Origin of the sequence: Alteraurantiacibacter aestuarii, from assembly GCF_039523595.1 — a bacterium.
In the GTDB taxonomy this organism is placed as follows: Bacteria; Pseudomonadota; Alphaproteobacteria; order Sphingomonadales; family Sphingomonadaceae; genus Alteraurantiacibacter; species Alteraurantiacibacter aestuarii.
This window is the reverse complement of sequence record NZ_BAAAFP010000001.1, coordinates 306,583-332,218: the sequence shown is the minus strand read 5'-3', so window position 1 is coordinate 332,218 and position 25,636 is coordinate 306,583. Positions and strand designations below refer to the sequence as shown.

The 25,636-nt window shown below is 60.5% G+C and carries 25 protein-coding genes; 15 read left to right on the top strand and 10 right to left on the bottom strand.

Translation table 11 applies throughout. The annotated features are described in order from the left end of the window. Positions 1–12 precede the first annotated feature (12 nt). Together lptC and ABDZ98_RS01695 are read left to right on the top strand one after the other, a co-directional pair. Positions 13–669, top strand: a complete 657-nt coding sequence (gene lptC, locus ABDZ98_RS01700; RefSeq protein WP_160590620.1) for an LPS export ABC transporter periplasmic protein LptC — start codon at positions 13–15, stop codon at positions 667–669. A 41-nt stretch (positions 670–710) separates the two neighbouring features. Next, on the top strand, positions 711–1,262 hold the full coding sequence (locus tag ABDZ98_RS01695) for an LptA/OstA family protein (protein WP_160590621.1): 552 nt from the start codon (positions 711–713) through the stop codon (positions 1,260–1,262). Positions 1,263–1,277: 15 nt separating this feature from the next. Here ABDZ98_RS01695 and ABDZ98_RS01690 read toward each other — a convergent pair whose 3' ends face one another. From ABDZ98_RS01690 to ABDZ98_RS01675, 4 genes are all read right to left on the bottom strand, one after another. Beyond that, entirely contained in the window at positions 1,278–1,991 is a 714-nt protein-coding gene (locus tag ABDZ98_RS01690) for a hypothetical protein (RefSeq protein WP_160590622.1), read from the bottom strand. After that, entirely contained in the window at positions 1,988–3,232 is a 1,245-nt protein-coding gene (locus tag ABDZ98_RS01685; protein ID WP_343805390.1) for an O-antigen ligase family protein, read from the bottom strand. Before ABDZ98_RS01685 ends, ABDZ98_RS01690 begins: the two co-directional genes overlap by 4 nt. Before the next feature lie 260 nt (positions 3,233–3,492). Continuing rightward, a complete protein-coding gene (locus ABDZ98_RS01680; RefSeq protein ID WP_160590624.1) occupies positions 3,493–3,750 on the bottom strand; it encodes a hypothetical protein in 258 nt (85 codons plus the stop codon). A 138-nt stretch (positions 3,751–3,888) separates the two neighbouring features. Beyond that, a complete protein-coding gene (locus ABDZ98_RS01675) occupies positions 3,889–4,320 on the bottom strand; it encodes a lasso peptide biosynthesis B2 protein (protein ID WP_237437426.1) in 432 nt (143 codons plus the stop codon). 269 nt (positions 4,321–4,589) lie between these two features. Here ABDZ98_RS01675 and ABDZ98_RS01670 point away from each other — a divergent pair, with 269 nt between their 5' ends. The 6 genes from ABDZ98_RS01670 (at position 4,590) to ABDZ98_RS01645 (ending at position 9,883) form a co-directional block, all read left to right on the top strand. Continuing rightward, the gene (locus tag ABDZ98_RS01670) at positions 4,590–5,462 is read left to right on the top strand and encodes a hypothetical protein (protein WP_160590626.1); all 873 of its coding nucleotides are present in this window, start codon (positions 4,590–4,592) and stop codon (positions 5,460–5,462) included. Positions 5,463–5,464: 2 nt separating this feature from the next. After that, complete coding sequence (locus tag ABDZ98_RS01665) at positions 5,465–7,363, top strand: asparagine synthetase B family protein (RefSeq protein ID WP_160590627.1); 1,899 nt, start codon at positions 5,465–5,467, stop codon at positions 7,361–7,363. Positions 7,364–7,380: 17 nt separating this feature from the next. Then, complete coding sequence (locus tag ABDZ98_RS01660) at positions 7,381–7,539, top strand: lasso RiPP family leader peptide-containing protein (protein WP_160590628.1); 159 nt, start codon at positions 7,381–7,383, stop codon at positions 7,537–7,539. A 90-nt stretch (positions 7,540–7,629) separates the two neighbouring features. Continuing rightward, positions 7,630–8,754 (top strand): methyltransferase domain-containing protein, encoded by a 1,125-nt coding sequence (locus tag ABDZ98_RS01655; RefSeq protein ID WP_160590629.1) that lies wholly within the window; start codon positions 7,630–7,632, stop codon positions 8,752–8,754. After that, complete coding sequence (locus ABDZ98_RS01650) at positions 8,751–9,599, top strand: phosphoenolpyruvate carboxykinase (ATP) (protein WP_160590630.1); 849 nt, start codon at positions 8,751–8,753, stop codon at positions 9,597–9,599. The genes ABDZ98_RS01655 and ABDZ98_RS01650 overlap by 4 nt, the downstream gene beginning before the upstream one ends. Beyond that, on the top strand, positions 9,599–9,883 hold the full coding sequence (locus ABDZ98_RS01645; protein WP_160590631.1) for a PqqD family protein: 285 nt from the start codon (positions 9,599–9,601) through the stop codon (positions 9,881–9,883). Before ABDZ98_RS01650 ends, ABDZ98_RS01645 begins: the two co-directional genes overlap by 1 nt. Positions 9,884–9,906: 23 nt before the next feature. On the opposite strand, the gene ABDZ98_RS01640 is transcribed toward ABDZ98_RS01645, so the two are convergent. After that, positions 9,907–11,559 carry an ABC transporter ATP-binding protein gene (locus tag ABDZ98_RS01640; RefSeq protein ID WP_237437427.1) on the bottom strand — a complete coding sequence of 551 codons (1,653 nt, stop codon included), beginning with the start codon at positions 11,557–11,559 and terminating at the stop codon, positions 9,907–9,909. Next, positions 11,556–12,773: a nucleotidyltransferase family protein gene (locus tag ABDZ98_RS01635; protein ID WP_160590632.1), complete on the bottom strand. Its 1,218-nt coding sequence runs from the start codon at positions 12,771–12,773 to the stop codon at positions 11,556–11,558. Before ABDZ98_RS01635 ends, ABDZ98_RS01640 begins: the two co-directional genes overlap by 4 nt. Positions 12,774–12,990: 217 nt before the next feature. On the opposite strand from ABDZ98_RS01635, the gene rfbA reads away from it, so the two are divergent. Genes rfbA through ABDZ98_RS01610 form a run of 5 tightly spaced genes read left to right on the top strand, consistent with a single transcriptional unit; the run spans position 12,991 to position 18,348 of the window. Further along, positions 12,991–13,842 (top strand): glucose-1-phosphate thymidylyltransferase RfbA, encoded by an 852-nt coding sequence (gene rfbA, locus ABDZ98_RS01630; protein WP_160591097.1) that lies wholly within the window; start codon positions 12,991–12,993, stop codon positions 13,840–13,842. An 8-nt stretch (positions 13,843–13,850) separates the two neighbouring features. Continuing rightward, positions 13,851–14,396, top strand: coding sequence for a dTDP-4-dehydrorhamnose 3,5-epimerase (gene rfbC / locus ABDZ98_RS01625; protein ID WP_160590633.1), 546 nt, complete (start codon positions 13,851–13,853; stop codon positions 14,394–14,396). After that, entirely contained in the window at positions 14,393–15,253 is an 861-nt protein-coding gene (rfbD, locus tag ABDZ98_RS01620; RefSeq protein ID WP_160590634.1) for a dTDP-4-dehydrorhamnose reductase, read from the top strand. Before rfbC ends, rfbD begins: the two co-directional genes overlap by 4 nt. Beyond that, a complete protein-coding gene (gene rfbB, locus ABDZ98_RS01615; RefSeq protein ID WP_160590635.1) occupies positions 15,246–16,301 on the top strand; it encodes a dTDP-glucose 4,6-dehydratase in 1,056 nt (351 codons plus the stop codon). Before rfbD ends, rfbB begins: the two co-directional genes overlap by 8 nt. 16 nt (positions 16,302–16,317) lie before the next feature. Continuing rightward, entirely contained in the window at positions 16,318–18,348 is a 2,031-nt protein-coding gene (locus ABDZ98_RS01610) for an acyltransferase family protein (protein WP_160590636.1), read from the top strand. 6 nt (positions 18,349–18,354) lie between these two features. Here the strand turns inward: ABDZ98_RS01610 and ABDZ98_RS01605 are convergent, their stop codons facing one another. After that, positions 18,355–19,503 carry a rhamnosyltransferase WsaF family glycosyltransferase gene (locus ABDZ98_RS01605; RefSeq protein WP_337190190.1) on the bottom strand — a complete coding sequence of 383 codons (1,149 nt, stop codon included), beginning with the start codon at positions 19,501–19,503 and terminating at the stop codon, positions 18,355–18,357. Positions 19,504–19,752: 249 nt separating this feature from the next. After that, positions 19,753–20,778, bottom strand: a complete 1,026-nt coding sequence (locus ABDZ98_RS01600) for a class I SAM-dependent methyltransferase (RefSeq protein WP_160590638.1) — start codon at positions 20,776–20,778, stop codon at positions 19,753–19,755. Between the two features lie 164 nt (positions 20,779–20,942). On the opposite strand from ABDZ98_RS01600, the gene ABDZ98_RS01595 reads away from it, so the two are divergent. Further along, positions 20,943–22,436, top strand: a complete 1,494-nt coding sequence (locus tag ABDZ98_RS01595) for a flippase (protein WP_160590639.1) — start codon at positions 20,943–20,945, stop codon at positions 22,434–22,436. Positions 22,437–22,489: 53 nt separating this feature from the next. Here the strand turns inward: ABDZ98_RS01595 and ABDZ98_RS01590 are convergent, their stop codons facing one another. Beyond that, a complete protein-coding gene (locus ABDZ98_RS01590) occupies positions 22,490–24,466 on the bottom strand; it encodes a hypothetical protein (RefSeq protein ID WP_160590640.1) in 1,977 nt (658 codons plus the stop codon). Positions 24,467–24,543: 77 nt separating this feature from the next. Next, positions 24,544–24,846: a spike base protein, RCAP_Rcc01079 family gene (locus tag ABDZ98_RS01585; protein WP_343805371.1), complete on the bottom strand. Its 303-nt coding sequence runs from the start codon at positions 24,844–24,846 to the stop codon at positions 24,544–24,546. A gap of 186 nt (positions 24,847–25,032) precedes the next feature. On the opposite strand from ABDZ98_RS01585, the gene ABDZ98_RS01580 reads away from it, so the two are divergent. Further along, a complete protein-coding gene (locus tag ABDZ98_RS01580; RefSeq protein ID WP_160591099.1) occupies positions 25,033–25,602 on the top strand; it encodes a DapH/DapD/GlmU-related protein in 570 nt (189 codons plus the stop codon). The last annotated feature ends 34 nt before the right edge of the window (positions 25,603–25,636 follow it).

Genomic DNA, 25,636 nt, shown 5'->3' with positions numbered 1-25,636 from the left:
TTGCACCACCGCATGACTGTTGAAGCTGACAAGATCCGTTCGCGCCGCCAGGCCTTTGCCGCTCCCGGCAGCAGGCTGGATACCATGGTGCGGGTGCTGGCCATTGGCCTGCCGGCGCTGGTGGGCGTGGTTGCGGCGATGATGCTGATCACCCCGCTTTCGCCGCGCGGAGAGGTCAGCTTCCTGCTCGATCGCAACAAGGTGGCGATTGCCGAGGACCGCCTGCGGGTGGACAATGCCATGTACCGCGGCGAGGATTCCTCTGGCCGCCCTTTCTCGCTCGCCGCCGGTGATGCCGTGCAGACCAGCCGGACGGTTCCGGTGGTGGAAATGCACGATCTGGTGGCGCGGATTATCCTGCCTGAAGGCCCCGCCGTACTCACTGCCGACACCGGCACCTATGCCATCGACAAGGAGCAGGTGGGCATTCCCGGCGTGGTCGAATTTACCGCTGCGGATGGCTATCACATGGTGGCCCGCAACGTGGTGGTGGACCTGCCGACCCGTTCGCTGGTGAGCGATGGGCGGGTGGAAGGTTCCATCCCCGCCGGCACGTTCGAGGCTGATTCGCTGCGCGCCAATCTGGCGGAGCGGACCCTGTCGCTGATCGGCAATGCGCGGCTGCGCATGGTGCCCAGCCAGCTGCGCCTGCCCAGGGGCGTGCAATGACCTGCTTGCCTCAGAAGCCTGATCGTTTATCGGAGTCTGCCATGCACGCCCTTCGTCCTTCACTCAGCCAACTGGCCCTGCGCGGGCTCGCGGGTGGCCTGCTGGCTGGCGGAATTGCGGCCCTGGGCTTTTCCTCACTGGCCGGTGCGCAGGCCTTTGCCAGCTTCAACACCAACCAGCCGGTGAATTACGAAGCGGACCGGATCGATCTGCAGGACCGCCAGAACCGCGTTGTCGCCAGCGGCGATGTGGTGATTTCGCAGGGTGACATGCGGTTGACCGCACAGCGCACCACCATCGCCTATAGCCGCGATGGCGGGCTCACCATTCACCGGCTCGATGCCACCGGCGGCGTCACCGTGACCCGCGGCAATGAGCGGGCCAGCGGCGCGGCTGCGGTTTATGATGTGGATCGGCGGCTGATCATCATGTCAGGCGGAGTGGCGCTGCGGCGCGGCAATGACACGCTCAACGGTGGCCGGCTGGTTATCGATCTCAATACCGGCGTATCCAGCGTGGATGGCAATGCGGCAGGCAATACCGGCCGGGGTGGCCGCGTATCGGGAACTTTCGCCGTTCCTGACAAGAACTAGGCTTGCGAGCAGGCGTCAGCGGGCCGGGCAGGCGCCGGGCCAGAAGCGGGCCACAAGGTCTTCCTCGCCATCTGCCAGACCCCTCTCGGCAACCGCCTGTAACTGCCCGCAATCCAGCAGCGCGCCCTTTGCCCGTGCCCGTTCGATGGTATCGGCGAATTGTTCCAAAGTGCCCGCCTGCGCAAGTTGCCCGGCGAAGTACTTGGTCCAGCGGCCACCAAGCGCCATCTGGCTGGCCAGCGCCTCGCGCCCTTCGGCACTATCCAGCATAATGCCCAGCAAGCGATTGGTTTCTTCCGGATATCCGCCCATCGCGGTCAGCGCCGCGATGCGCTGCGCGGCCGATGGATAATTGCCCGAGATCACTCCGGCCTGCGCCACCGCAAGCTGGGGGAACGGTTCGCGCCAGCCGCGCAAGGCCGCGCCTTCAAGCGCTCGTATTGCCAGGTCGGTATCCCCGCTCACCTGCGCAGCCTGAGCCAGCAGCACCAGGTGCCGGGCCGGCAGTGGCCGCCTGCGAAGCAGTTCGCGCGCCATGCCGGCAGATTGTGCAGTCCCGCCAGCGACCAGTTGCGCTTCCAGCAAACGCTCCTGCGCGACGGCCCGCAGCGGTTCGGGCACCACCAGCCCCAGTTGCGGATCGTCCAGTGCCTGCCGGTCTAGCTGCACGCTGACCACCAGCCCGGCCAAGGCCAGCAGCAGGCCATAAAACGCAATCCGCCCGATCATCGCACGGCCCTTCTTGGCGGGAACAGCAAGACGATCATGATAGCCGCGACGCACAGCATCGCCTCATTGCGCAGCGGGTAGTCTATTCCCGATTGCAGCGCGATACACGCCAGCGATGCCGCCGCGCCAAAGGCCAGCCAGCGGTCGCTGTCGCCTGTGCGCCTTGTCGCCGCCATGCCTATCCAGACGAACCACGCGAGCACAAGCAGCGGGCCGAGCAGTCCAGATTCAATGGCGATTTCAACGTAGTCATTATGTGCCCTGCCCGCGCGCGCCAGAGAGACATATTCGAGCGATTCGTCGATCTGGAAAACTTCGTCGAACGTGCCTGTACCGCTGCCGACCGGCCAGTAGCGCTGGGCCACGTAAATGCCGTCTTCCCACACTTCGGTGCGATCCGTATCGAGGTTGGCGAAGCGCTCGACACTGCTGGATGCCCGCCCGCCAAATGCCAGCGAAGCGGCAATGGCGCAGACCATGGCGAGGCCAAGGATGGCAGCAAGATAGACCGCCTTGCGCGAAGCCTGTGCTGCGCCCTTCGGCGTTTGGGCGTCCTTCCGGGCAGGCGCGCGTGCGGCCCAGAAATGTGCGCCAAGCCGCAGGGTCAGGAAGGCTAGAAAGACCAGCAGCAGCGCCATGCTGGAACGCGACTGCGTCAATATCGTCGCGATCACCATCAGCGAACCGGCGGCGATCTGGGCAAGCAACAGACCGGAGCGCCCTGCACTGGGCAGCGCCGCCACTATTATCGCGGCGATAACGAAGAATATGCCGGTCGAGTTGCGGTTGGAGAAGGTGGCGTAAAGGACATTGGTGTCTGGACTGATGGCCTGAAGAATGCCCGAAGTATTCGCCGTCGACAGCTGATATGCGCCCAGCAGCAGCGCAAGCAGGCTGGCGACGATCAGGGTGAGCGCCAGGCGCAGCCTCATCGGCGAGGACAGGCTCCACCCGATCACAATGATCGCAGCGGGCGCGATCGTGCTGCAAAAGGCCACCAGCGTGCGGACAGGGTCCACGCTCCAGGTGAACCAGCTGTCGCCGTCAATTCCGGCGATGTCATAAGTCTGGCTCACCAGTTCCCGGCCCGGCAAGGCCTGCCAGATGGCTGCGGGCAGCGGCACAATCTGCAACAGCGGCAGGGCCAGCGAGAGCAGCACGATGCCAACCAGCGCCCGCGGAGCTTCCCTGAAGAACTGGCTCACGGCCTGCCGGTTCAGCGCCATAATAGCCAGGGCCACCAGTTGAATGGCCATGTGGCGCAGGCCATAGGCGATGCCTCCGCCCCCAAGACCTATCGCAAGAACCAGAAGAATCTGGAGCTGGGTCACAGAAAGCCGGATAATCTGGGCAGGATTCCGCATGCCGGGCACAGACCTATCCATCAATATCCCAACGCATCACAATGACCGGCCACATTGATGGAGCCACAAATGAAAAAGGGAGCTTGCATACACTGCAAGCTCCCTTTTTCGAATTCCTTGATGTCCGGAAATCAATCTTAGTGAATGATGCCCTTGGACGATGTCAGCTCGATGATGCCCCAGATCACGACAAGACCGCCAATAATGAGGAACACAGGCGAAATTTCGCCGTCAAGCGCTTCATTCTGGCCGATAGCCGAAGGAAGGCGAGCCTGCGAGGACGAAAGCGGTGCGAGAGAAACCTCGCTTGCATTGGCACGTGTTCCAGCCTGAGCCGCAAGAGGAGCAAGCGCCAGGCCTGCAGCCGCTGCGCATGCAAAAATATTCTTAATCATGGGCATGGCTCCTAAAATTGATTCGCAATTCCGTATTTCCAAGACTGTCGATACCGCAGTGCACAATGAAATGCAATCAAAACTGCGTAAAAATGCTTAATTTCCTTAAACAACTGACTACCCGGCTTCGCCAACACCCTATTCACGGCTTTCCGGCCCGCTTTCTGGCCCACTCTCCGGACTCGTCTCCAGCAGGGTGGTGAAGGCCGAAACGTCGCCCCCGGTAACGGTTCGATCACCGTATTCCAGCCAGGCGTGGGCGGCAAAGCCGGTCTCGGCAGGCCGGTCGACGCCGATAACGATGGCGGTGGCGATCCCTCTGGCCGTCAGCAGGCGCTGTGCCGCAATCGCCTGAATCAGACAGTCGGAGCGCCAGGGTATGTGACGCGCAACGCCTGGCACGGCCCTTGCCACCAGATCAACCTGCGCCGCATCACCCGCCAGCGCCTTACCGGCGGCCCGACCCGATCTGGCGGCAATCCGGTTGTACAGGTGGATATCGCCAGCCTCGAGCCGCACCAGCCGCAACCGCGCACGCGCCAGTTCCATCAGCGCGCGGATTGCCAGCAAGGGCAGGCCTGTCGCAAGGCCCGGTCCAGACCTATCCCGCACAGATCCGGATCGCCCCGGGCTTTCGGGAGGAGGCGGGGCCGCAGGAGATGGTGTCTCGTCCACAGGCTCAGAAATGGCAGCTTTGCGGGTTGGTGCCAAGCTTGCATTCTTCCCGGCCAGACCTATCCTGAGAGCACAGGACAAGGGTTGTTGATGCGTATCTGCCCCGCTGCTTTCGCATCGTGACCCGTTCCGTGAAGGCTTGCCGTTTGCCGGAGTAAGAGTTGATGGTTCAGTCTTTCAAGGAACGGATGAAGGACCATGACTACGGGCAGATGCACCTGCTCGCCATCTCTCTGATGCAGAGTAATCGCAAGGTCCCCTGGTACGATGCCCATTTCCTCAGAAGCTTCGAGATCGCCAAGCAATATCTGCAGCTTGTCCGGCCAGACAGGCTGGACGAATTCATTGCCGGATTTGCTCCGATCAGGACCCCGGCCGATTTCACGGTGAAGAAGGTTCGCGACCTTTTCCCGGGTGAATTGCAGGCGGAAATGCGCGCCATAGTCGCCGGACTGAAAGAGCAGCAGCTGGAGAAGCACGAACTGGCAAGCTTCGGCCGCCACGTGGTGCATGACCACCCGTTCTTCCTCGATCTGCAACGCCAGATACTGCCACGCGTGAGCGAACTGGCCGGTCAGGAGGTGGAAGCCGGTTACAACTTCCTCAGCCTCTACGGCAATGCCGGCCGGTGCGAACCGCATATGGACGAGCCTGTCTCCATGTATACGCTGGACTATTGCATCGACCAGGAAGGGGACTGGCCGATATATTTCAGCAGGGTGGTGGATTGGCCCGGCGCGGCCGAATTGCAGAACTGGAACCCGGAGGAAGTTCTGCGCGATCCTTCGATGGATTTCCGCGCGGAAGTCATCCAGCCCAATGAAGCGATCCTGTTCGCTGGCAGTTCTCAATGGCACTATCGCAAGGCCATGCCTCCGGGCGGTTATTGCAACCTTCTGTTCTTTCATTACTTTCCGGCAGGTTGCAGCGACCTGATCACGCCGACGGGATGGGCGCGCTATTTCGATATCCCGGAGATGGAACCCTTGTGTGACCTGTTCGCCGATTTCTACTCGGTGTCGGCCGGGGACCAGTAGGCTTGGCGGGCATAGCCGGAATCTTTCATGCCGGCGGCAAGCCGGCCACCCGGCAGGCGATCACCGCGGCGGGCGAGGCCATGCGCTATCGTGGGCCGGACGGCATAACCCACTGGATTGGCGCACGTGCGGCGCTGGCGCACTGCCGCATGTGCACCACGCCCGAATCGCTGGAGGAGTGCCAGCCCGCTGCCAATGATGCCAGTGAAGACGCCGCCATTGTTCTGGTGATGGACGGCTTCTTGTCCAACTGGGAAGAGTTGCGGCGCGATTTCACCGCCCGCGGCATCCGTCTGCGCAATCGATCCGATGCCGAACTGGCGCTGCGGGCATATGAGGTCTGGGGGGAGGATTGCCCGCGCCATCTGGACGGAGAATTTGCCCTCATAGTCTCTGACGCGCGCAACCACTCGCTGTTCGCCTGCACCGATCATCAGGGGCTGCGCACACTGCACTGGCACTGGGATGGAGCCACGCTGTTTCTGGCCACCGATGTCGCGGGCGTTCTGGCCGCGATGGAACAGGCACCGTCGGTTAATCTGGGCTACTTCACCGAAATACTCGCCGATGAGTGGTATTCGCTGGACGAAACCGTGTGGAAGGGCGTGATGCGCCTGCCTCCGGCCCACTCCTTGCGGCTGGGCCGGGGTGAGCCTCGACTGACCGAATACTGGCAAGTCAGTCCCGAAATAAGCATCGTTTACGCAGACGAGCGCGACTATGCCGAGCATTACCGCGAGCTGCTGTTCGATTGCGTTCGCAGGACTTCGCGCAGTCACCTGCCTCTGGCCATTGAAGTCAGCGGCGGGCTCGATTCCTCGGCACTGTATTGCGTAGGGCACGAACTGGACAGACAAGGACGGCTGCTGGCACCGGAAATGCGCGGCTACGCCCTTGCCGGCATCCCCGGCACGGGTTCGGACGAGCTGGCCTATGTCAACGCGGTGGAGGAGCATGTGGGGCGGGTCATCCAGCGCGAGCCCCTGTTCCTTGCCGGGCTGGATTGGTACGAACGCCGGTCCCGGCTCGACCGCGACCTTCCGCCGCGACCGAACGCGGCGATGGGACTGAACATGCAGCAAAGGCTGGTCGCGGACGGATGCCGTGTTTCCATCAACGGTCACGGCGGCGACCAGTGGCTGGACGGAACGCAGAATTACTATTTCGAGATGATGGCGGCCGGCCAGTGGAAACAACTGGCCAGTGCCTATGGTGCCGATTGCAGATCCTATGGCTGGAGGCCCGCAACCGGCTTCCTCACCCGCTACGGGATCTGGCAATTTGCTCCGGACGGCCTGCGACGCCTGCGTAAAGCTCTGGCTCCGCAACAGAATGATGACTGCAATGGCTGGGTGCTTTCCCCGCAGGCCGGCAAGGAACTGGCCGAACGCAAGGACCGCTATTTTGCGCCGCTGCCAAAACCGGCACGGCTGCGCTACAAGCAGCAAAAGCACCTCTTCCCCTACCTGCCATTGGCCCTGTCTCAGGGCGAGCGGCAGCTGGCGCATGTTGGCGCCGAACCGCGCAGCCCGATGCTGTCACGGGCTTTCATCGAATTTTCCGCGGCAACGCCGGAACACATCCGCCTTCGCGGCGGGGAAAGACGCCGGGTCCACCGCACAGGATTGCGTGGAATACTGCCCGAATTGGTTCGGAATCGTGCCGACAAGGCCGAATTCTCCGCATCAATCGAACATTCGGCCGCCGAGTTTACCAAATTTGTTACCCAACCGATGCCAACGGCGATTCATCAACTGATTGATTCTGAAGACTTATCGAAAATATTGTCATCGTATTGCAACGCACCAATTGACCAGAGGCCCCTTTGGCAAGTATGGAGCCTTTACGAAATTTACTTAATTCTTCGGCTTAACCAGCCGTTAGAAGTACAGAACCCTTGAAGAACAGGACAGACGTGATGGCTCATAACGGCGTAACCGGTGAATCCATGAAGAAGGCCTACGCGGCCCCGGCGCTGACCGAGTTCGGTTCGGTGCGCAACCTGACCGGTGGCAGCGGCGGCTCCAATCCCGACTTCGGCGGCATGCGTATGGTGGTATTCGTTCCGCCAATGTGATCAACTCCGGCTTTCTCTCGAAAGTCATAGGGTGATTTACTGGATTGCGGCGCGTTTCGCGGCTTCCTTTTGCTGAATTGATGCCGGCGAATGAGCGCGATCCTCGAAGAACATCAGGAATACATGTCCCTCACCGGTCGATATGACCGGTATTCGGCGGCAATCGAAAAAGTGATCAAGTCAGGCGACGTGGTCGCCGATCTGGGCTGCGGTTTTGGCGTGCTGGGCATTCAGTGTCTGGAAGCCGGCGCCAGCCAGATTTATGGCATCGATCATTCCGATGCGATTGAGATCGCCCGCGAAAGCGTTAAACGCGCCGGGCTTGCTGATCGTTACACTTGCATCCGTGGCTCTTCCTTCTCCGCAGTGCTGCCGGAAAAGGTCGATGTGCTCATCTGCGACCATGTCGGGTTCTTCGGCGTGGATTATGGCATCATGGAAATGGTGCTGGATGCCCGGCGCCGCTTCCTGAAACCTGGCGGACGGATCGTGCCGCGCCGGATCACCTTGATGATATCGGCAGTTCAGTCTCCCGAATGCCGCGCCAAGGTGGATTTCTGGGATAGCGGAAAGGCCCCCGCCGTCTATCAGTGGCTCAGCGAACAGGGCGTCAACACCAAATATCAGTATGATTTCCCGGGCGCCCAACTGTGCGCGCAGCCGGTCACCCTGGGCGATATCGATTTGCATTCCGACATCCCCGAGAACCTGTCATTCTCGGCCACTTTGCTGGCCACGCGCGATGCGCAGTTTGATGGTCTGGTCGGCTGGTTCAATTGCGAGATTGCCGAAGATGTGTGGATGACCAATTCACCGCTCGATGAACAGGCGATCGAACGGCCCAACGCCTTCTTTCCCTGCAGCGAGCCATTTCAGGTCCGTGCTGGCGATGAGATCGGTATCTCCATCCGCGTGCGGCAAGATGCCGAGACCATTGCCTGGACAATCCGCCCGCCCAATGGTGCACCCAGACAGAAGATGTCGACATGGCAGACGCGCATCCTGGCCCCGCAGGATCTGGCTGAGAATGCCGACACCCCGCTGCGCCTCAACACGCGCGGTGAAGCACATAAGGCGATACTGGCGCTGATTGATGGCCAGCGCACAATGGCACAAATCGAAGACGCCATGCTTGCAAGTCATGCCAACCTCTTTTCAACCGAAACGCTCCTGCGCCGCTTCGTTCGACAGGCAATGGCCAAGGACACGTCTTGACGTCATTCGCCGAAGCTCCACCGCAGTCCCAGAAGGCCGTCCGCACCAGCCCCTATGACAGTTGGGTAAGCCCCGATGGTTCCACCATTGCGCAGTTTTACCGCAGGGATGGCGGCTATCTGGTGCGCTTTCCCGACCAGGCCGATTTCGAGATCGCATCGGGCACCTTGAGCACGCGCGCCTGCGCGGTGAGCGAGGACATGCGCCCGGTTGCAATAACCCTGTATCACAATGCCATCCTGCCGATGATCGGCAATTATCGCGGTGGGCTGAACCTGCATGGCAGCGCGATTGATCTGGATGGCAGGGCAGCGGCATTCCTGGGTGCTTCACGGCGCGGCAAGACAACGCTGGCAGGCGCATTTGCCAAGGCTGGCCATCCCTATCTTTCCGAAGATGTCGTCGCCATCGAAGCGGATGAAGATGCATTTCTGGTCAATCCGGCGCGCGCGGTTTTGCGGCTGTTTCATGACAGCGCGTCTTTCCTGCTTGGCCATGATCCGGATTGGACGGATGAAGACGGCAAGCAGGAACTGGCGACAGGAGCATCGCTTCCGTTCAGCCGGGACAGCGTGCCGCTCGCCAGTATCTATCTGCTTGGGCCGGGCGACGCCACGAAGCCGCAGATTCGCCGGATCGAACCGCAGCGCGCCCTGGCCCAACTGCTGCCCCACGCCTTCATTCTGGACGTGGAAGACAAGGGTCGATTGCGCGGCCATTTTGAGAGACTCGGCAATCTGTCATTCAAGTTGCCGTGCTACGAACTCGATTACCCGCGTGAATTTGAGATACTTCCACAGGTTATCGATGCTATTCGCAACCACATGAAAGAATCGGACGCTTAATGGACAAGAATGCCAAGGTTGAGACCTCTGACGACGTTGTATCTCGCTCCGTGGGTGGTGAAGCCGTGTTGCTCAACTTGTCCAGTGGCACCTATTTCGGCCTCAACGAAGTTGGCAGCGCAATCTGGGAATTGCTCGACAAGCAGAGCCTGAACCTTGCCGGTATCTGCGACCAAATCGAGGAAGAATTCGACGTCACCCGCGACCAGCTTGAAAGCGACGTGGCGGCACTGGTCGAAAAGCTGCTCGAAAACGATCTGCTGATAACTTCCAGCGATGCCTGACAGCCCTTTGTCCAAGCGATAACTCAGCCAGGGTCTGAGGTGGTGATCCGCCCGTGATCCAGCCGAATGATGCGATTGGCCAGCGCCAGGCTGGCGGGCCGATGCGTCACCAGAATTACCGTCCGGCCCGCCAGCGCCGTCTGACACTCCTCCACAAGAGCCAGCTCGGCCTCCAGATCATACATCGATGTCGCTTCATCCATGATCAGGATGGGCGGGTTGAGCACCAGTGCCCGCGCCAGCGCAATCCGCTGCCTCTGGCCGCCTGACAGGCGCACGCCGTTGTCACCGATCCAGGTTTCGTATCCATCGGGCAATTCGGCAATGAATTCGTCCGCCTGCGCCAGCTGCACGGCCTGCTCTATCCGCTGGTCATGGGGATCATCCAGCGCCAGCGCGATATTGTCGCGAACGGTGCCATCGAACAGCAGGGCGCGCTGGGGGACAAGCGCGATCTGCCGCCGCAGCGCCTGCACCTGAAAGGTGGAAATGTCCTGCCCGTCCAGCAAAATCCGGCCAGCGTCGGGCACGTAGAATTGCTGTAGCAGGCTGATCAAGGTGGATTTGCCCGCGCCATTCTCACCGGTCAGCGCAACGATTTCACCCGCCTTGATATCAAGATCTATGTTGCTGAGTGTTGCGCGCCGTCCCGGATAGGCGAAGGATACGTCTTCAAACCGGATCGCGCCCCTGACGGCGCCCGGATCACCCGCCAGCGCATAGCCGGGCTCAGCCTTTTCGCCGAGCAGGGCTTCAAGCCGGGCAAGAGTTCCCGCCGCCCATTGATAGCGGCCATAGAAATCCGCCAGCGCGCCCACCGGCCGGGTCAACAAGGCGGCGTAGAGCAGGAAGCGGAACATATCCGCTGGCGTGCGGTTCGCCGTGGTCAGATCGCTCATGCCAAATACGATCAGCGCGATAATTCCCAGCCCGGCCAGCAGCCCCACCGCAGGCCCCAGGATCGAATCCACCCGCGCCTGATGAAACTGCAACTGGCGCGCCTGTTCCACATGGTCTGCGTAAACGGCATCCTGCCGTTCCTCGATGGCAAAGGACTTGATCGCAGGAAGAATGGCCAGCTGGCGCTCGGCCGTCATGAACACGGTGGCTTCGGCGTCCCGGCTCCGCTCTCCCAGCCGCCTTATCCGCCGTCCGCCGATCTTCATCAGCAGGAAGAACCCCGGAATGATCAGCGGTATGAAAAGCGCCAGCATCGGGTCGATCATGAACAGCAGGATCGTGGCGCCTGCCCCGGTGATGAGCATGGCCGGCGCCCGCGCCAGCGTGGAGGACAGGAAGGAGCTGAGAAGCGTGACCTCATATGTCATCAGCGCCAGCAGATCGCCTTGGCGGCTGCGATCGTGAAATCCGATCGGCAGGCTCTGGACATGGGCATGGGTGCGATTGCGCAGGTCGGCCAGTATCTTGCCCGAGGTGGAGGCCGACAGAATTGCCGCCGCCGAATGCAGCGCGCTGATGGCGATCAGGCCGATTATCAGCAGCCCCACGCCCATATTGGCAAGCTGCGCCTGCGCCGCCACCACATCGCCCAGCACGTTGCCGGCCAGCCACGGCAGCGCCAGCATGGCAAGCGATTCCCCGGTCGCCAGCAGGGCGATCAGCACCAGACTGCCGCGGTATTCGCGCGCCTTGGCCAGCATGAAACCCGCCTTCATGACCGGCTCCTCCGGGCAAGGAGGCGGAACGGTCCGGCGACCAGCCGCAGCAGATAGAGGATCGGCAGCGGCCAATCCCCCAAATCCGGAAAACGCTCACGCATCTGGTCACGGCCAGGACACAGGCGCGCTGTCACAAGGTCGAACCTGGACCTCATGTCCGGGCAGCCCTGCAGATCTGACCGGAACCTGGAAAACCCGTTTGCCGTGCCGATGTAATGCGTCACCCAATTGGTGGATGGTGCGGCCCGCCACTGTTCCAGCGTGGCCTGCGGAACCTGCGTGCCGAACAGGCTGACGGTTTGTTCCAGCATGGCAAGACAAATCGGTGCCAGATGGCGTTGCATCACGCTTCCGGTCAGCTCGCTCCAGTCCTCCTGCGAGAAGGAAGAGGCGAGCAGGTGGTTATCCAGCAGCCAGATCAGCCGCACGGTGCCTTTCAGCTTTTCCCCGTCGACATAATAGCCGTAATGTTCGTGCAGCGACTGGTTCACGCATCCCTGCATGAAAGTTGTGACCGGATCGGTGCCGCGCGCGCTGCCGCACAGCTTGGGCAGCGGCCTGGACCGGGCGAAACACTCCTCCACATCGAAAAGGCGGCGCAGGGCAGGCATGTTCGTGACCTGCCAATGGAGATCGAAGCTGTGCACGAAGCCGATGCCGGAATCGGCCCACCAGCTTTCCTGAAAGATCCGTCCCTGAGCCAGGCAATCATACCCGCATTCGCCCAGAATCTCTCTGGCGCGGGCCAGCTGTTCCTTTCTGACCAGCAGATCACTATCGGTGCGCGATCGGGCGGCAGCGGATGGATAGAGCGAATAGGCCAGCGCCGTGCCCTTCATCACCAGGACATCAATCCCCGCTGCGTGAAACAGCTCCAGCACATGCACCAAGGTTGCGCGATGCGATTCTTCCCACAGCGCCTGCAAGGCAGCCGCCTTGCGCAGGTCCTGCAAAAGTCCGGCGGGGAAATTCGCCAGTTCGGGCAATCTTGCATGCAGCTGGTGAACCACGCCGTGGAAATTCACCCGCTGCATGACGGCGCTTGCCGATACTGGCGCCAGGTCCGTGGGCCACACCATCGGCCCCGGCCGCCCAAGCCCGGCAAGGAACTCGTCTATCGCCGGAATATCCCCCTCGCCGACAGCCGGATTCGCGATGGAAGGGCCGGCAAATTCGACGTCTGAAGAATTGGCGATCGCCCGGTCCTGCATCGTTCAATCTTGCAGGAGTGGGTCGGCGCGGTCAATCGCGCTGACACGATGAGCAGGCGGCCACAGCGTCATAAATTCCACCCTGAATTACCGCTCGAAACCGCATTACGTGATTGACCGTAGCTGCCAATGCTGCAATGCAGCACCGTGTCTTCTGAGCGAGTTTCGAATATCAGGAAGGGATGCAAAAGTGGTGATTGCGCGCAAGGGAATAATACTGGCGGGCGGTTCGGGCACCAGGCTTTTTCCCCTGACCAAAGGCGTGTCTAAGCAGCTCATGCCGGTCTTCGACAAGCCGATGATCTATTACCCGCTCAGCACGCTGATGTTGGCGGGGATCCGCGATATACTGATCATCACCACGCCAGAGGACGCAGACCAGTTCCGGCGTGTGCTGGGAGACGGGTCCGCTTTCGGCATCGATCTCTCCTACGCTGTCCAGCCCAACCCTGAAGGTCTGGCGCAGGCCTTCCATATCGGTGCCGATTTCGTCGGCAACGGGCCGAGCGCGCTCGTGCTGGGTGACAATATCTTTTACGGCCATGGCCTGCCCAACCTGCTCAAGAATGCGACCGACTGCCAGGATGGCGCCAGCGTGTTCGCCTACCGCGTCAACAATCCCGAAGCCTATGGCGTGGTCGCTTTCGATGCCGATGGCGTCGCGTCCTCGATTGAGGAAAAGCCCGCCAAGCCCAAATCCAACTACGCCGTCACCGGCCTGTATTTCTATGACGGAACAGTGGTTGATCGCGCGCGCGACCTGAAGCCTTCCCCGCGCGGCGAGCTGGAGATTACCGATCTCAACCGGCTGTACATGGATGAGGGCAAGCTCAACGTTGAAATCATGGGCCGCGGCTATGCCTGGCTCGATACCGGGACGCACGGTTCGCTGATCGATGCCGCGCAATATGTGCGCATTACCGAGGATCGGCAGGGGCTGAAGATCTGCTGTCCTGAAGAAATCGCATGGCGTCAGGGCTTTATCGACGATGCCAAATTGCAGGAAATCGCCGAGCCGCTGCGCAAGTCGGGCTATGGCGAATATCTGATGCAGCTGCTGGATAGCTGAGGCGCACCATGAAGATCATCCGCACCGCCATCGAAGACCTGCTGATCATCGAGCCTCCGGTCTTCGGCGATGAGCGGGGTTTCTTCCTGGAAAGCTGGAACGCGCAGAAATTTGCCGATGCCGGGCTGGACCTGACCTTCGTGCAGGACAACCACAGCCGGTCGCAGAAGGGCGTGCTGCGCGGCATGCATTTTCAGAACCCCGGTCCGCAAGGCAAGCTGGTGCGGGTGGTGGCAGGCGCGGTCTATGATGTGGCGGTCGATCTCAGGCGCTCCTCGCCGACATTCGGCCAGTGGGTGGGCGTGGAACTGTCGGCCGCCAACAAGCGCATGTTCTGGGTGCCCGAGGGCTTCGGCCATGGTTTCCTGACGCTGGAGGACAACACCGATTTCCTCTACAAATGCACCGCTCCCTATGCGCCGCAGAACGAACACAGCCTGGCCTGGGACGATCCTGAAGTGGGCATAGAATGGCCACTGGGCAGCTCCCGGCCGCAGCTTTCCGCCAAGGACCAGCAAGGCCAGAGCCTGTCGCAGATTGAGGCCTTCGCATGAAGGTTCTGGTGACCGGGGCCGGCGGACAGCTGGGCCGCGCGCTGATCGCCAGCGCGCCCGAAGGGTGCGAGCTTGAAGCAATCGACATTGCCGATCTCGACCTGACCGACGCCGAGGCCATTCGCGCCAGAATAATGACCGGCAGGCCCGATCTGGTGATGAACGCCGCCGCCTATACCGCAGTCGACAAGGCGGAGAGCGAGGAAGATCTGGCGCTGGCCATCAACGGCACCGCCGTGGCGGCGATGGCATCCGCGCTCGCTGAAACCGGCGGCAGGCTGGTCCACGTCTCGACCGATTTCGTGTTCGACGGAACCTCCTCGCGCGCCTACCGGCCCGAAGACTCGCCCGCGCCGATTTCCGCCTATGGCCGCACCAAGCTGACCGGCGAGCAGGCTGCCGCAGACAGCGGCGCGCTGATAGTGCGCACCGCATGGGTCTATACCGCTGGCGGCGCCAATTTCGTGCGCACGATGATCCGCCTGATGCGCGAGAAGGACGAGCTGCGGGTCGTGGCCGACCAGATTGGCACGCCCACCTGGGCACCGGGTCTGGCAACCGTGCTGTGGGGGCTGGCCGCACAGGGGGCCAGCGGCATTTATCATCACAGCGATGCCGGCGTGGCCAGCTGGTATGATTTTGCCGTCGCGATCCAGGACGAGGCGCTTGCGGCCGGGCTGCTGGACAAGGCGATCCCGCTGCACCCGATCACCACTGCGGATTATCCCACACCGGCGGTGCGTCCGGCATTCTCACTGCTGGATTGCAGTGCCACCCGCGCATTGCTGCAAGATGGCTGGACGCATTGGCGTCACAACCTGCGGACCATGTTGAAAGAGGAAAAGGCTCTTGGCTAACGTACTGGTAACCGGCGGTGCCGGTTTCATCGGCGGCAATTTCGTCCATTACTGGGCGGACAAACACCCCGATGACGCCATCATCGTGCTCGATTGTCTGACCTATGCTGGCAACAGGTCCACCATTGCCGGCGTGGAACAGGCCGAGCTGGTGGTGGGCAATATCCTCGATACCGATCTGGCCGAAAAGCTGCTGCGTGAACGCGATATTGCAACCATCGTTCACTTCGCTGCCGAGAGCCATGTCGACCGGTCGATCTCCGGCCCAGATGCCTTTATCGAAACCAATATCCTTGGCACCAACAGCCTGCTGAAGGCCGCGCGCAAGGTCTGGCTGGATGTGGACGGCGGCAAGCCGCACCGCTTCCACCATATCTCGACAGACGAGGTGTTCGGCACGCTTGGCCCGCAGGACCCCGCCTTCAGCGAGACGACGCCCTATGCGCCAAACTCGCCCTATTCGGCGTCAAAGGCATCTTCGGACCATCTGGTGCGCGCCTACCACCACACTTATGGGCTGGAAGTGACCACCACCAATTGTTCCAACAATTACGGTCCCTACCAATATCCGGAAAAGCTGATTCCGCTGTTCCTGCTCAACGCGCTCTCGGGCAAGCCATTGCCGATCTATGGTGATGGCATGAACGTGCGCGACTGGCTGCATGTGGAAGACCATTGCCGCGGGATCGAAGCGTGCCTTTCCGCGGGCAAGCCGGGTGAGACCTATAATATCGGCGGCGGCGAGGAACTGCAAAACATGGCCGTGATAGACCGCATCTGTGCAGAGGTTGACCGCGCCTTCGCCGAGATTGACGGGCTTGCCGATCGCTATCCCGATGCGCCGGCCGCAAAGGGCCGCGCCACCAGCGAGCTGAAGCACTTCGTCACCGACCGCGTCGGCCATGATCGCCGCTATGCGATTGACGAACGCAAGGCCAAGGCCGAACTTGGCTATATGCCACAGCATGATTTCGAAAGCGGTCTGGCGGGAACACTGCGCTGGTATCTTGAAAACGAAGCGTGGTGGAGTCCTCTGCTGCGCGGTTGAGCGCGCGAGGTGGCTGATGAGCGGAACCGGACATCCTGGCCTGACGTACCGCGCTGATATCGATGGCCTGCGATCGCTGGCCATCATCCCCGTACTGCTGTTCCACGCCAATCTGGGCGTGCCGGGCGGCTTTGTTGGCGTTGACGTGTTCTTCGTCATCTCCGGATTCCTGATCACGCGCATCATCTTTGGCGAGATGACGGCGGGCACCTTCAGCTACGCCGATTTCTACGAGCGGCGCATTCGCCGCCTGCTGCCAGCCGCCTTCGTGGTGTTCCTGGCCTCGGCGATTTACGCGCTGCTGGCCATGGCGTGGTTCGATGTCGCCAGCTTCGGCCGCAGCCTGTTCAGTGCCGCACTCTATCTGGCCAATTTCAATTTCTACTGGGACACCGGCTACTTCAGCGATGATGCCACCACCATGCTGCTGCTGCACACGTGGTCGCTGGCGGTGGAAGAGCAGTTCTACATCGTCGTGCCGATCCTGTTCGCACTGCTGATCCGCTGGATACCGCGGCGGCTGATCCTGCCCATTCTCATCGCCATGACTATCGCGGGCTTCGTGCTGTGCGTCGTGTTGACCAATGTGAGCTTGATGGCGGCCTATTTCCTGCTGCCTGCCAGAGCATGGGAACTGGGCGTGGGCGGGGTGCTGGCGCTGACGGGAACGGGCTGGGTCAGGTCCCGGCCAGTGGCGGAGGCGATCACGCTCGCCGGTGCAGGTCTGATTCTGGCGTCGTGTTACGTGATTGACGAGGCCACACCCTTTCCGGGCAGCTATGTCGCCATGCCGGTGCTGGGTGCTGCTGCGCTGCTGGCGGCAGGCCATTATCCCGGCACGATCATGCACCGCGTGCTGCGGCTCTCGCCCTTGGTGTGGATCGGCAAATTGTCCTATTCGCTGTACCTGTGGCACTGGCCGGTGATCGTCGCGCTCAGCTATGGCCGCGAGGAGATAGGGGGATGGCGCGGAGCAATCGCGCTGCTGATCTCGCTGGTGCTGGCCTATGCCTCCTTGCAGCTTGTCGAAACTCCCGTACGCCGCAAGCGTGTGCTGGCGGGCAGAAAGCCGCTTTTCCTGGCGGCGGCGGGCGGAACGGCATTGTTCGTGGCTGCGGGCTTTGCGATGTATCTGGGCGGCGGCTTCCCGCAACGATTTGACAATAGGCAGGAACTCGAAGCGCTGCTGGACACTCAGAGCCGGAGCGACCTGCGCGGTGAATGCTACAATCTGGAAGAAGGCGATATCAGCGCCGGAGACTTCTGCATCCGGGGGCGCGAAGGCGTGGCCCCGACATTTGCGCTGATCGGTGACAGCCATGCCGGGGCACTCTCCCCGCCAATATTCCAGGCCGCCGATGCGCTTGGCGTGTCAGGGGCGCAATTGTCCTCTGCCGGCTACGTCCCCATGCCCGGGCGGCGAAACCTGGGTGCCAATTATGCCCCTAACCTGACCCCGGAGGTGTTCGGCTGGCTGGATGCCAATCCGCAGATCCACACCGTCGTGATGGCGGGCTATTGGCAATATGAGGCGACCAGCCGGACATATCGCCACAATGGCACTATCTTCGCGGATGAGGATTATGACGGATCGGGCACGGACTATAATCCGCGCGCCTTTGCCAACGCTCTGAACCGGCTGGTTGCGCGTTTTCCCGATCGGCAGTTTGTTTTCCTGGACGATGTGCCCACCGGACGCGAGCTGTACGTGCGCCATTACGTGCGCGGCGTGGTCAGCCATGGAAGCGGGCTGGATGCCCTGCCGCGCGCAGCGGCGGAGGAGCAACGGGCGCTCTATGCCCCGATCCTGTCACAGCTGGCCGCGACGCACAGCAATGTCGCCTATGAGCAGTTTCTGACAGATGCGATTTGTGGCCCGGTGGACTGCCCGCTGTTCGGCCCCGAAGGCCAGCTGCGATATTCGGATGGCGATCACCTTTCGGTGCCGTACTCGCTGCAACTCTCACCGGTCCTGCAGGCAAGGCTGGCGCCTTATCTGGCAGGCGCGTTATCGCAATCCAATCAGGCCCCGCCAGCCGCAGACTGACCGGGCTCAGGCCAGTTCGGCGGTGATTTCGGCAACCAGCTGCGCAAGGAAAGGGTAGGAATCCTCGCGCAGATATTCCGCATTGCCTTCATCGCTGACCGGCTGGCCATAGCTGGCGCAGGCCTGCGCAATGGCCGCTGCCAACGGTTCCTCGGCGATGGATCGCACCGACACGATATTGCCGTGAAAGCTGGACAGATCTTTGCAGGCATAGGTGTTGGTGATGGTCCGCAGCCCGAAATGCGCCATTTCCAGCGGCGGATAGCTGGGATGGGGAGACGCCATCAGGCTGACACCGACCGAGCATTTGAGCAACGTATCGGCGTAATCATCCAGCGAGAGCTTGCCGACCGAGCGGATCTCGCGGTCACCCACCAGCGGCACCGGTGGATGCTCCGTGCCGGCAGAGATGATCTCCCAATCCGCATATTCCGGGTAATCCCGCGCCCAGCGACGCAGGCCCCTGACCAGCGCCGGAAAACAGTTACGCTCCACCGTCGGGCGGCCATAGACGAGGATCTTCTTTTCCCGCTGGCTCGCCGGCACCATGCCAAGATATGGCCGCAGGGACCCGCTGACGACCGGCTCGAACACAAAACTACGCTCCATCCGGTGACCGAGAAGATCAACGAAATTCTTGAGATTGGAACTGTTGAGAATGGTCCAGAGCCGAGGCACTGTATCAAGAGCTTCTCTCGCCAGCATATGGGATGAAGAGAACTCGTGAAACATTGGCTCATAATCTTGCATAAGGTAGATCAACGGGAGCGGAGATCGGCCAAAATGTACCGTCTGCTGATCAATCAGTTTTTGTATATTTAGTGTTGTCCACCAGTTATAAGTAAAAAAGATATCGTTCTTCCTTACCGTGATGTTGTCGCTGCTCGACCTGACCAGCGAAATATCTTCAGGCGAAACAGTTTCACCTGCCTTTTCCGCACGCCGCGTGAATATCCCCGGGTCGCTCTGAGTAGTGTAATCGGTGACGATCAGGCGCATGTCGATCTGGCAAGAGGCACGCAAATCACGCACCAGCCGCAGGAAGAGTTCAATTCCGGTTGAGACACCGCCGAAATCGCTTCCTGCCGTGAGCGCGGGCATTACGAGGTTAATGCGCGGCATCTCGGAAGCTTCCGGCACCATTTTGAAGTCCATCAACACGACATCGTCAATTGGAGGCCGTCGAAGCTGTGCGCGGGCGAAACGAAGGGCTCTTACAACAGAATCTGGCGCCCGCTCCTTCAACCGAACTCGAAGCGCTTGTACAAATTGCGTTTTATCCATTTTAGAACAGCCCCAAATTAGGATATAAATTTTAAATAGATTACCGATTTCAACATCGGTTTCCTGCAGAAAAAATTCTTGAATATACTGATGCTGAATGAAGTCTCAAACTCCCTCAAATCACTTTATTTGAGGCTTCTGCAATGCAAATGCCAAATACTCAGAATTTTCTATATTTTCCTCTTGGGCGTCTCGCCAACGCTCATTAACCTCACCTCGTTCATCTTCTTTGATGACAGAAAGTGACCGCTCCCAAACCCATGATCTGACCTGCCTCACAATCGCAGACTGAGGGTTTGCAAATCCAGCATGCTTGAGCGCTGTCAAAAGTCCGACCCGGCTTGGAATCGCGAGGTGCCGTGGCGCTTCGAGGCCGCGCCAGTACCGACCAAAAACTGCCAGACCTTCTGCATTCGCATGCGGCGCTTCAACATAGATTATGCCGCCCGGCTTGAGCCAGGAATAAACCTGCTGAAGCAATGCCCGGGGGTCAGGCACATGTTCGATCACATGGCTCAATGTTACAGCGTCGAACTTCTCGGACCAGTCCAATTCCGCCGCTTGATCAGGAGTAAAAACAGGGATCTCGCTTTGCGCCGCAACTGCGATTGCAGCGAGGTCAAAATCGACGCCGCTAACATCATGCCCCATGCCGCGCATAATTCTGAGCCAGTCACCATTCCCGCATCCATAGTCGAGAATTTTAGCGGGGCCTCTTGGCGTATATCTGTACCGGACATCCAATCTGTCCAGTTCACGGGCGACGAGTCGATAGGATATTGCCCCCAGAACGTCGGCCATGCGCGCGCTGTTCGCGAAACGCCAGCGAACGTAACATTCGCGCAAAGCCTCCTTCAAACCACCAGATTTGACCTGATCCGGCTCAGCCGAGGGAAGTTCATGAGTATAATAATTCTTGTAGGTCTGGGCCAGCAGGTGCGGCACCAGTCGTTTTTGCTGCCACAGGCTCCCACAATCGGAGCAGCGCGCGAAATCGCTGGTTCCATCGTAAGTGGCGAAGAAATAGTCCGCTACATCACTGACATCGGCAGAATGACTTGTGCTGCGACAAAAAGGACAGGCTTCGACACTTTCGAAACTGGCCTCCCTCGCGCCAATTCTTTCTTCCGATCCAGAAGGCGTCATTTTATTGGCGTCTCATGTTGCATTGCAGCATCTCTAAAGGCGCGTACTGGAGATGCCAACCAATTTCTGCTTGTCGTTGGCTGCATCCAAGAGCAGGCAGCGGGCGATGGCCGGAGCCGGAACCGGCTCTTGAACAAGCTGCGGATGCGAAGTCTGGAGATCGAATGAAAATCGCCACCAACAGCTTGCTGAGCTTTCTTCCCGCATGTCTGGCCATTGTCATCGGCATTGCGACCGTGCCGATCTACATCAACATGATCGGCAATGATCGATATGGCGCGCTGATGATCGCCTGGCTGCTGCTGGGATACTTCGGTCAGGCCGATTTCGGGATCGGCCGGGCGATTGCCCAGCGCATCGGCGCCATGGCGAAGGATGACCGCAGCGGCATGGCGCGGGCAGTCTGGTCCGCCCTGTTCAGCGTCGCGGCTTTCGGCTTTGTCGGCGCAGCGCTGATCTATGCCATGTCCAGCCTGTTCTTCAGCGAGTTGTTCAAGGTCGATGAGGTCCTGCGCGCCGAATTGCTGGATTCGCTGTGGTTGCTGGCCTTGTGCGTGCCGTTGATCGCCATTGCCGGGGTGGTGTCTGGCGCGCTGACCGGTCTGGAGAGGTTCAAGCTCGTCTCGCTTGGCAACACCTTCAGCAATGCCGCTTCACAGATCCTCCCCCTGGTGGTGGCATGGCAGTTCAGTCACGAGCTCAAATATCTGATCGGCTCCGCGCTCGTCGGGCGACTGCTGGGCCTGGCAATGGTGTCGTTCGGCGTCTGGAAAACCTTCCTGAAGGGTGAGTCCATCGCGCCTTCAAAAGACGAATTTCGCCGCCTTGCGGGTTTTGGCGCGTGGATCATGGTGACGGCATTCGTTGGCCCGCTGATGACGATCTCCGATCGCTTCGTGATTGGCGCGGTCATGGGCGCGGCAGCGGTCGTCGCCTATTCCGTGCCCTTCCAGATTGCCCTTCGCACGATGATCTTCCCCTATGGCATCATTCAGGCGCTGTTCCCGCGAATGGCCGCCCAGGAACATGGGGAATCAATCGAACTGTCGCGCACTTCGCTGGTTTTCATCGGTCAGCTTTATGCGCCGATCATCATCGGGCTGATCTGCCTTGCCGGCCCGTTGATGAAGCTGTGGCTGGGCGACAACCTCGATCTGCGATCAATCCTGATCGGCCAGATCGTTCTGGTGGGCTTCTGGGTCAACGCGCTGGCGAATGTCCCTTATACTTTCCTTCAGGCGCGCGGAAATCCGCGCTTCACCGCAATCCTGCACGTCTGCGAATTGCCCGCCTATTTCCTGCTGCTGTATTTCCTGGGAACATCTTTCGGCCTGGCCGGCGCCGCCATTGCGTTCGCGCTGCGCTGCGCCCTCGATTGCATCGTGCTGTTGTACAAGGCCCGCCTGCTGACCGCCCCGATGTTGCGCAAGCTGGCGGCGCCCGGCGGTCTGGTGGCGATCGCACTGGCACTTTGCGCCGAAACGCAAGACTGGTTCCCCAACCTGTTCATCGGGGTGGTTCTGGGCAGTCTGGCTGTGCTTGTCACCCTGCTGCAGATGCCCGATGCCATCCGCCAAAGCATCGCGGCGAGCAAGTTTGCCCGGTACATGCCGCCGTTTGCCAGGAAGGGCGACGCAACGCCTGACGGGGCAGGATAACACGCCGATTGATCAATCCGCGCGCCACCCTGCCCGATCCATCTACGTCCTGACTACCTCAACGCTCCGGCTGCTGCCGTTGCGCCGCGGTCACTGCCAACCAGGTCGATTTTCAGGATTGGCACTTTCAGATTGGTCAGCAACTCGCCCGCCGGGGTGAAGTCGCCATTCGCGGCATCGGCAAACAGGCTGGCAGCGGTGCCGCCAGTAGTCGTCCCTGTCGCCCCGTCTGGTATGCCTGCCCCGCCATGCATATGGTTATCGGCCATCACCAGATCGGCATCGGGCGTCCCGCTCACCACGAAGCCGGGGAACACGTTGTTGCTCATCAGGCAATAGCCATCGGGGTTGTATTTGAACGAGCCGGTAATATCGACGCGCAGATACATCGCCTGGTTGGCGCTGGAATTATGCGCCACCATGAAGTGGCTCTGTGCGCCGGACAGCTGGTGGAAAATCACCGTCGCTTCGGGGTTTGTCGGGTCAAGGTGGAAGCTGTTGTTGGCCACCAGAACGTCCCTCATGCCGGATGCGGAACCCATGTAGATGTTCTGCGTTCCCATGTCCCAGCAGCGCAGGCCCCACATTACGATATTGTCCAGCGACGTGCCGCTCTGCCAAAGATCGGAGTGCTGATCGAACATTGCAATCAGCGTCAACGGCGCGGTTTTCACGTCCGTATCGCCAAAGGCCGCGCCCGCAGATCCAGCCTTGCCCAGCGCGGTGGCGCGGCGGGTATCGTCCAGCGTGGTGGCGGTCCAGTCAGTCAGGCCGTTCAGCCACGCGACCACGTCAGACACGTCATAATTGCCCGCCGGGTTGTTGTTGACCACCACATAGGTGCCAACGGACACGCCGCCCACCTTGGCAGTGAAGGTGCGGGAAATTGCGTCATTGGCGCCCGAAAGCGCCAGCGTGGCGGTGGCTCCTGCGCCGGTATATTGCACACTCAGGGCGGGGACTTCCTCGCGCCATTCCTTGCTGGTCCAGTTGGTGATGGTGTTGTCCACCATGCACGTGGCATCGCTCATCACATCTCGGCAGCCGTCATGGATATGGCACCCGCGCACCAGCGTTGAACCATTGCAATAATCCTGCACGTTGCTGATGTCGCATTCGGTGAAAATGCCGCCATAACGAACGCCGGTGGAAATCTTCTGGCCCTTGTTGACGAGGTAGTAATTGCCCGCGCTGTCAGTGATCGTGATCCCGTCCAGCCAGTGCCTGCGGGCCGAGCCTTCGTGGTAAAGCTGCTGGATATTCACCATGTCGAGCGTGATGTTTTCGCCCTTGAAGTGAATACCGTCCCAGCGTGGGCGCATGAGGCCAGATGACGCGCGGCCAATCGTCACAGGCACATCCGCTTCAATCGTCAGATACCCCTGCCCCTGATACGTGCCCATCCAGGTTGGCAGATCATAGGTTCCCGCTTCCAGTATCTGGACATGGGGATTCTGCCCCCTCAATGAGGCATTGTTTGCCATGTTGTAGAAGAGCTGGTTGAAATCCATGAAACGGCCATTGGGGATGTCATTCGGCAGCGACGGCTGAATGGTGTAATATCTGTCATGCAACGCAGCCTGCGGGCTGAACTGATATGGCCCCATGACGCGGTGCTGCATCGTCGCGTCTTTGGGCACAGCCTCGAAATAGAGATTGGCATGGCCTGCCACCCCCACCGGCTTCTTCAGACTTACCCACCAGCCGAAATAGGTAACCGGCTTGCCATTGGCATCGGCGAAAGTGTGGAAGCTGGGCGCCATAATGTCGACGCTGGCGCCCTCGAAATGGGCGACGACCTTCACCAGGCCGAGATTGGCGAGCAAAGACCCGTTGTGATTTGCCGCCGCGATCACGCCAACGGTCAACTCGTCGGTGAAATACTGGTTTGGTGGAACCAGCAGGCGGCAGACCGGCTTGGCCGTGGTGCGCACCGGATCGGCCGGAGCGGCCACAAAGCCGCTGCCCGCCGTGCCGGTCCACGCGCCGGAAGGGGAGATGGTGGAGAGCATGGGCTGCCCTTCGGGCACTCCCCCTCCGCCAGACCCAGGATGCACGTGCATGCGCACCCGGCCCTGGGAACCGAAGCCAAACCCGAAACCACCCATCAGGCGAGGCCCACGATATCAGCTGCCGTTGTGTCGGTCGCCTTCACCGCACGGACCCGCACGTCCAGGATGGCTCCCGAGGGAAGATTGCGAAATGTCACGGGATTCTCCCCGCGCACCGGGACCAGAGTTACATCTCCGCCGGTGCCAACATAAAGCGCCTTGGTCGCAAAATCGATGTCGACGTTGTCATCGGGGGTGATCGGAAAGCACCTTTCGGCTGGCGCCATCGGAGAATCGACCGAGTTGCGGAAAGTGTCTTTGAACATGTCCTGCTCCTTCTTGTGAATCAGATAGGACATGGCGCTTATGAGTGGTCTCTGACTGTAGGAAAGAACAAAATATGAACAATTTGTGACATGAAGCCAGTCCCGCCCGCCATCCGCTATTTGCCATATTGGCGATTGTTGGCCGCGGAGTATGGACGCTTGACCGGCGAATGCATTACCCGTGTAGCACGTCCCCCAGCTAGCACCGAAGGTAACGCGATGGATGCGCCGGTTCAAAAGGTAAATCTCTCCAGGCGGCAGCGGCTGTGGCAACTGGTAGAATCCGTTATCGATCCGCGCGCATGGCTGCACCTGTTCAAATTTGTGAATTATTACAATTATATGCACGTCCGCCCTTTGCGCGTCATGCAGCTTGGCAGCACACCGCGCATCAGCCCCGACGCGGTATTCTCCCATGCCGAACGGATAGAAATCGGAGACCGCGTCAGAATCGGATCGCGTTGTCATCTTTGGGCGGGGCCGGGGTCTGGCCGGATCATCATCGGCAATGATGTGCTGTTCGGTCCCGAAGTCATGCTGACCGCCGCAACGTATAATTACAACGATGGCGCGCCGATTACAGATCAGCCGATGACCGAAGGTGATGTGATCATCGGCAATGATGTCTGGCTGGCCACGCGCGCGGTTGTGCTTCCGGGTACGCGGATCGGTGACGGGGCGATTATCGCGGCCGGGGCCGTTGTGAAGGGCGATATTCCGCCGATGGCCATCGTCGCGGGATCACCTGGCCGGATCGTCAGCCAGCGCCAGCTTGCGCAGCCTGAATAGACCGATCTTCGAAGCACGCCTGCCAGTCCCATGC

Excerpts from the sequence above, each read along its gene's own strand:
- ABDZ98_RS01585 (WP_343805371.1), bottom strand. The coding sequence starts at position 24,846 with ATGTCCTATCTGATTCACAAGAAGGAGCAGGACATGTTCAAAGACACT.
- ABDZ98_RS01595 (WP_160590639.1), top strand. The coding sequence starts at position 20,943 with ATGAAAATCGCCACCAACAGCTTGCTGAGCTTTCTTCCCGCATGTCTG.
- ABDZ98_RS01580 (WP_160591099.1), top strand. The coding sequence starts at position 25,033 with ATGGATGCGCCGGTTCAAAAGGTAAATCTCTCCAGGCGGCAGCGGCTG.
- rfbD (WP_160590634.1), top strand. The coding sequence starts at position 14,393 with ATGAAGGTTCTGGTGACCGGGGCCGGCGGACAGCTGGGCCGCGCGCTG.
- ABDZ98_RS01640 (WP_237437427.1), bottom strand. The coding sequence starts at position 11,559 with ATGAAGGCGGGTTTCATGCTGGCCAAGGCGCGCGAATACCGCGGCAGT.
- lptC (WP_160590620.1), top strand. The coding sequence starts at position 13 with ATGACTGTTGAAGCTGACAAGATCCGTTCGCGCCGCCAGGCCTTTGCC.
- ABDZ98_RS01695 (WP_160590621.1), top strand. The coding sequence starts at position 711 with ATGCACGCCCTTCGTCCTTCACTCAGCCAACTGGCCCTGCGCGGGCTC.
- ABDZ98_RS01610 (WP_160590636.1), top strand. The coding sequence starts at position 16,318 with ATGAGCGGAACCGGACATCCTGGCCTGACGTACCGCGCTGATATCGAT.
- ABDZ98_RS01655 (WP_160590629.1), top strand. The coding sequence starts at position 7,630 with ATGAGCGCGATCCTCGAAGAACATCAGGAATACATGTCCCTCACCGGT.
- ABDZ98_RS01635 (WP_160590632.1), bottom strand. The coding sequence starts at position 12,773 with ATGCAGGACCGGGCGATCGCCAATTCTTCAGACGTCGAATTTGCCGGC.
- ABDZ98_RS01605 (WP_337190190.1), bottom strand. The coding sequence starts at position 19,503 with ATGGACTTCAAAATGGTGCCGGAAGCTTCCGAGATGCCGCGCATTAAC.
- ABDZ98_RS01690 (WP_160590622.1), bottom strand. The coding sequence starts at position 1,991 with ATGATCGGGCGGATTGCGTTTTATGGCCTGCTGCTGGCCTTGGCCGGG.
- rfbC (WP_160590633.1), top strand. The coding sequence starts at position 13,851 with ATGAAGATCATCCGCACCGCCATCGAAGACCTGCTGATCATCGAGCCT.
- ABDZ98_RS01645 (WP_160590631.1), top strand. The coding sequence starts at position 9,599 with ATGGACAAGAATGCCAAGGTTGAGACCTCTGACGACGTTGTATCTCGC.
- ABDZ98_RS01680 (WP_160590624.1), bottom strand. The coding sequence starts at position 3,750 with ATGATTAAGAATATTTTTGCATGCGCAGCGGCTGCAGGCCTGGCGCTT.
- ABDZ98_RS01660 (WP_160590628.1), top strand. The coding sequence starts at position 7,381 with ATGGCTCATAACGGCGTAACCGGTGAATCCATGAAGAAGGCCTACGCG.
- ABDZ98_RS01670 (WP_160590626.1), top strand. The coding sequence starts at position 4,590 with ATGGTTCAGTCTTTCAAGGAACGGATGAAGGACCATGACTACGGGCAG.
- ABDZ98_RS01600 (WP_160590638.1), bottom strand. The coding sequence starts at position 20,778 with ATGACGCCTTCTGGATCGGAAGAAAGAATTGGCGCGAGGGAGGCCAGT.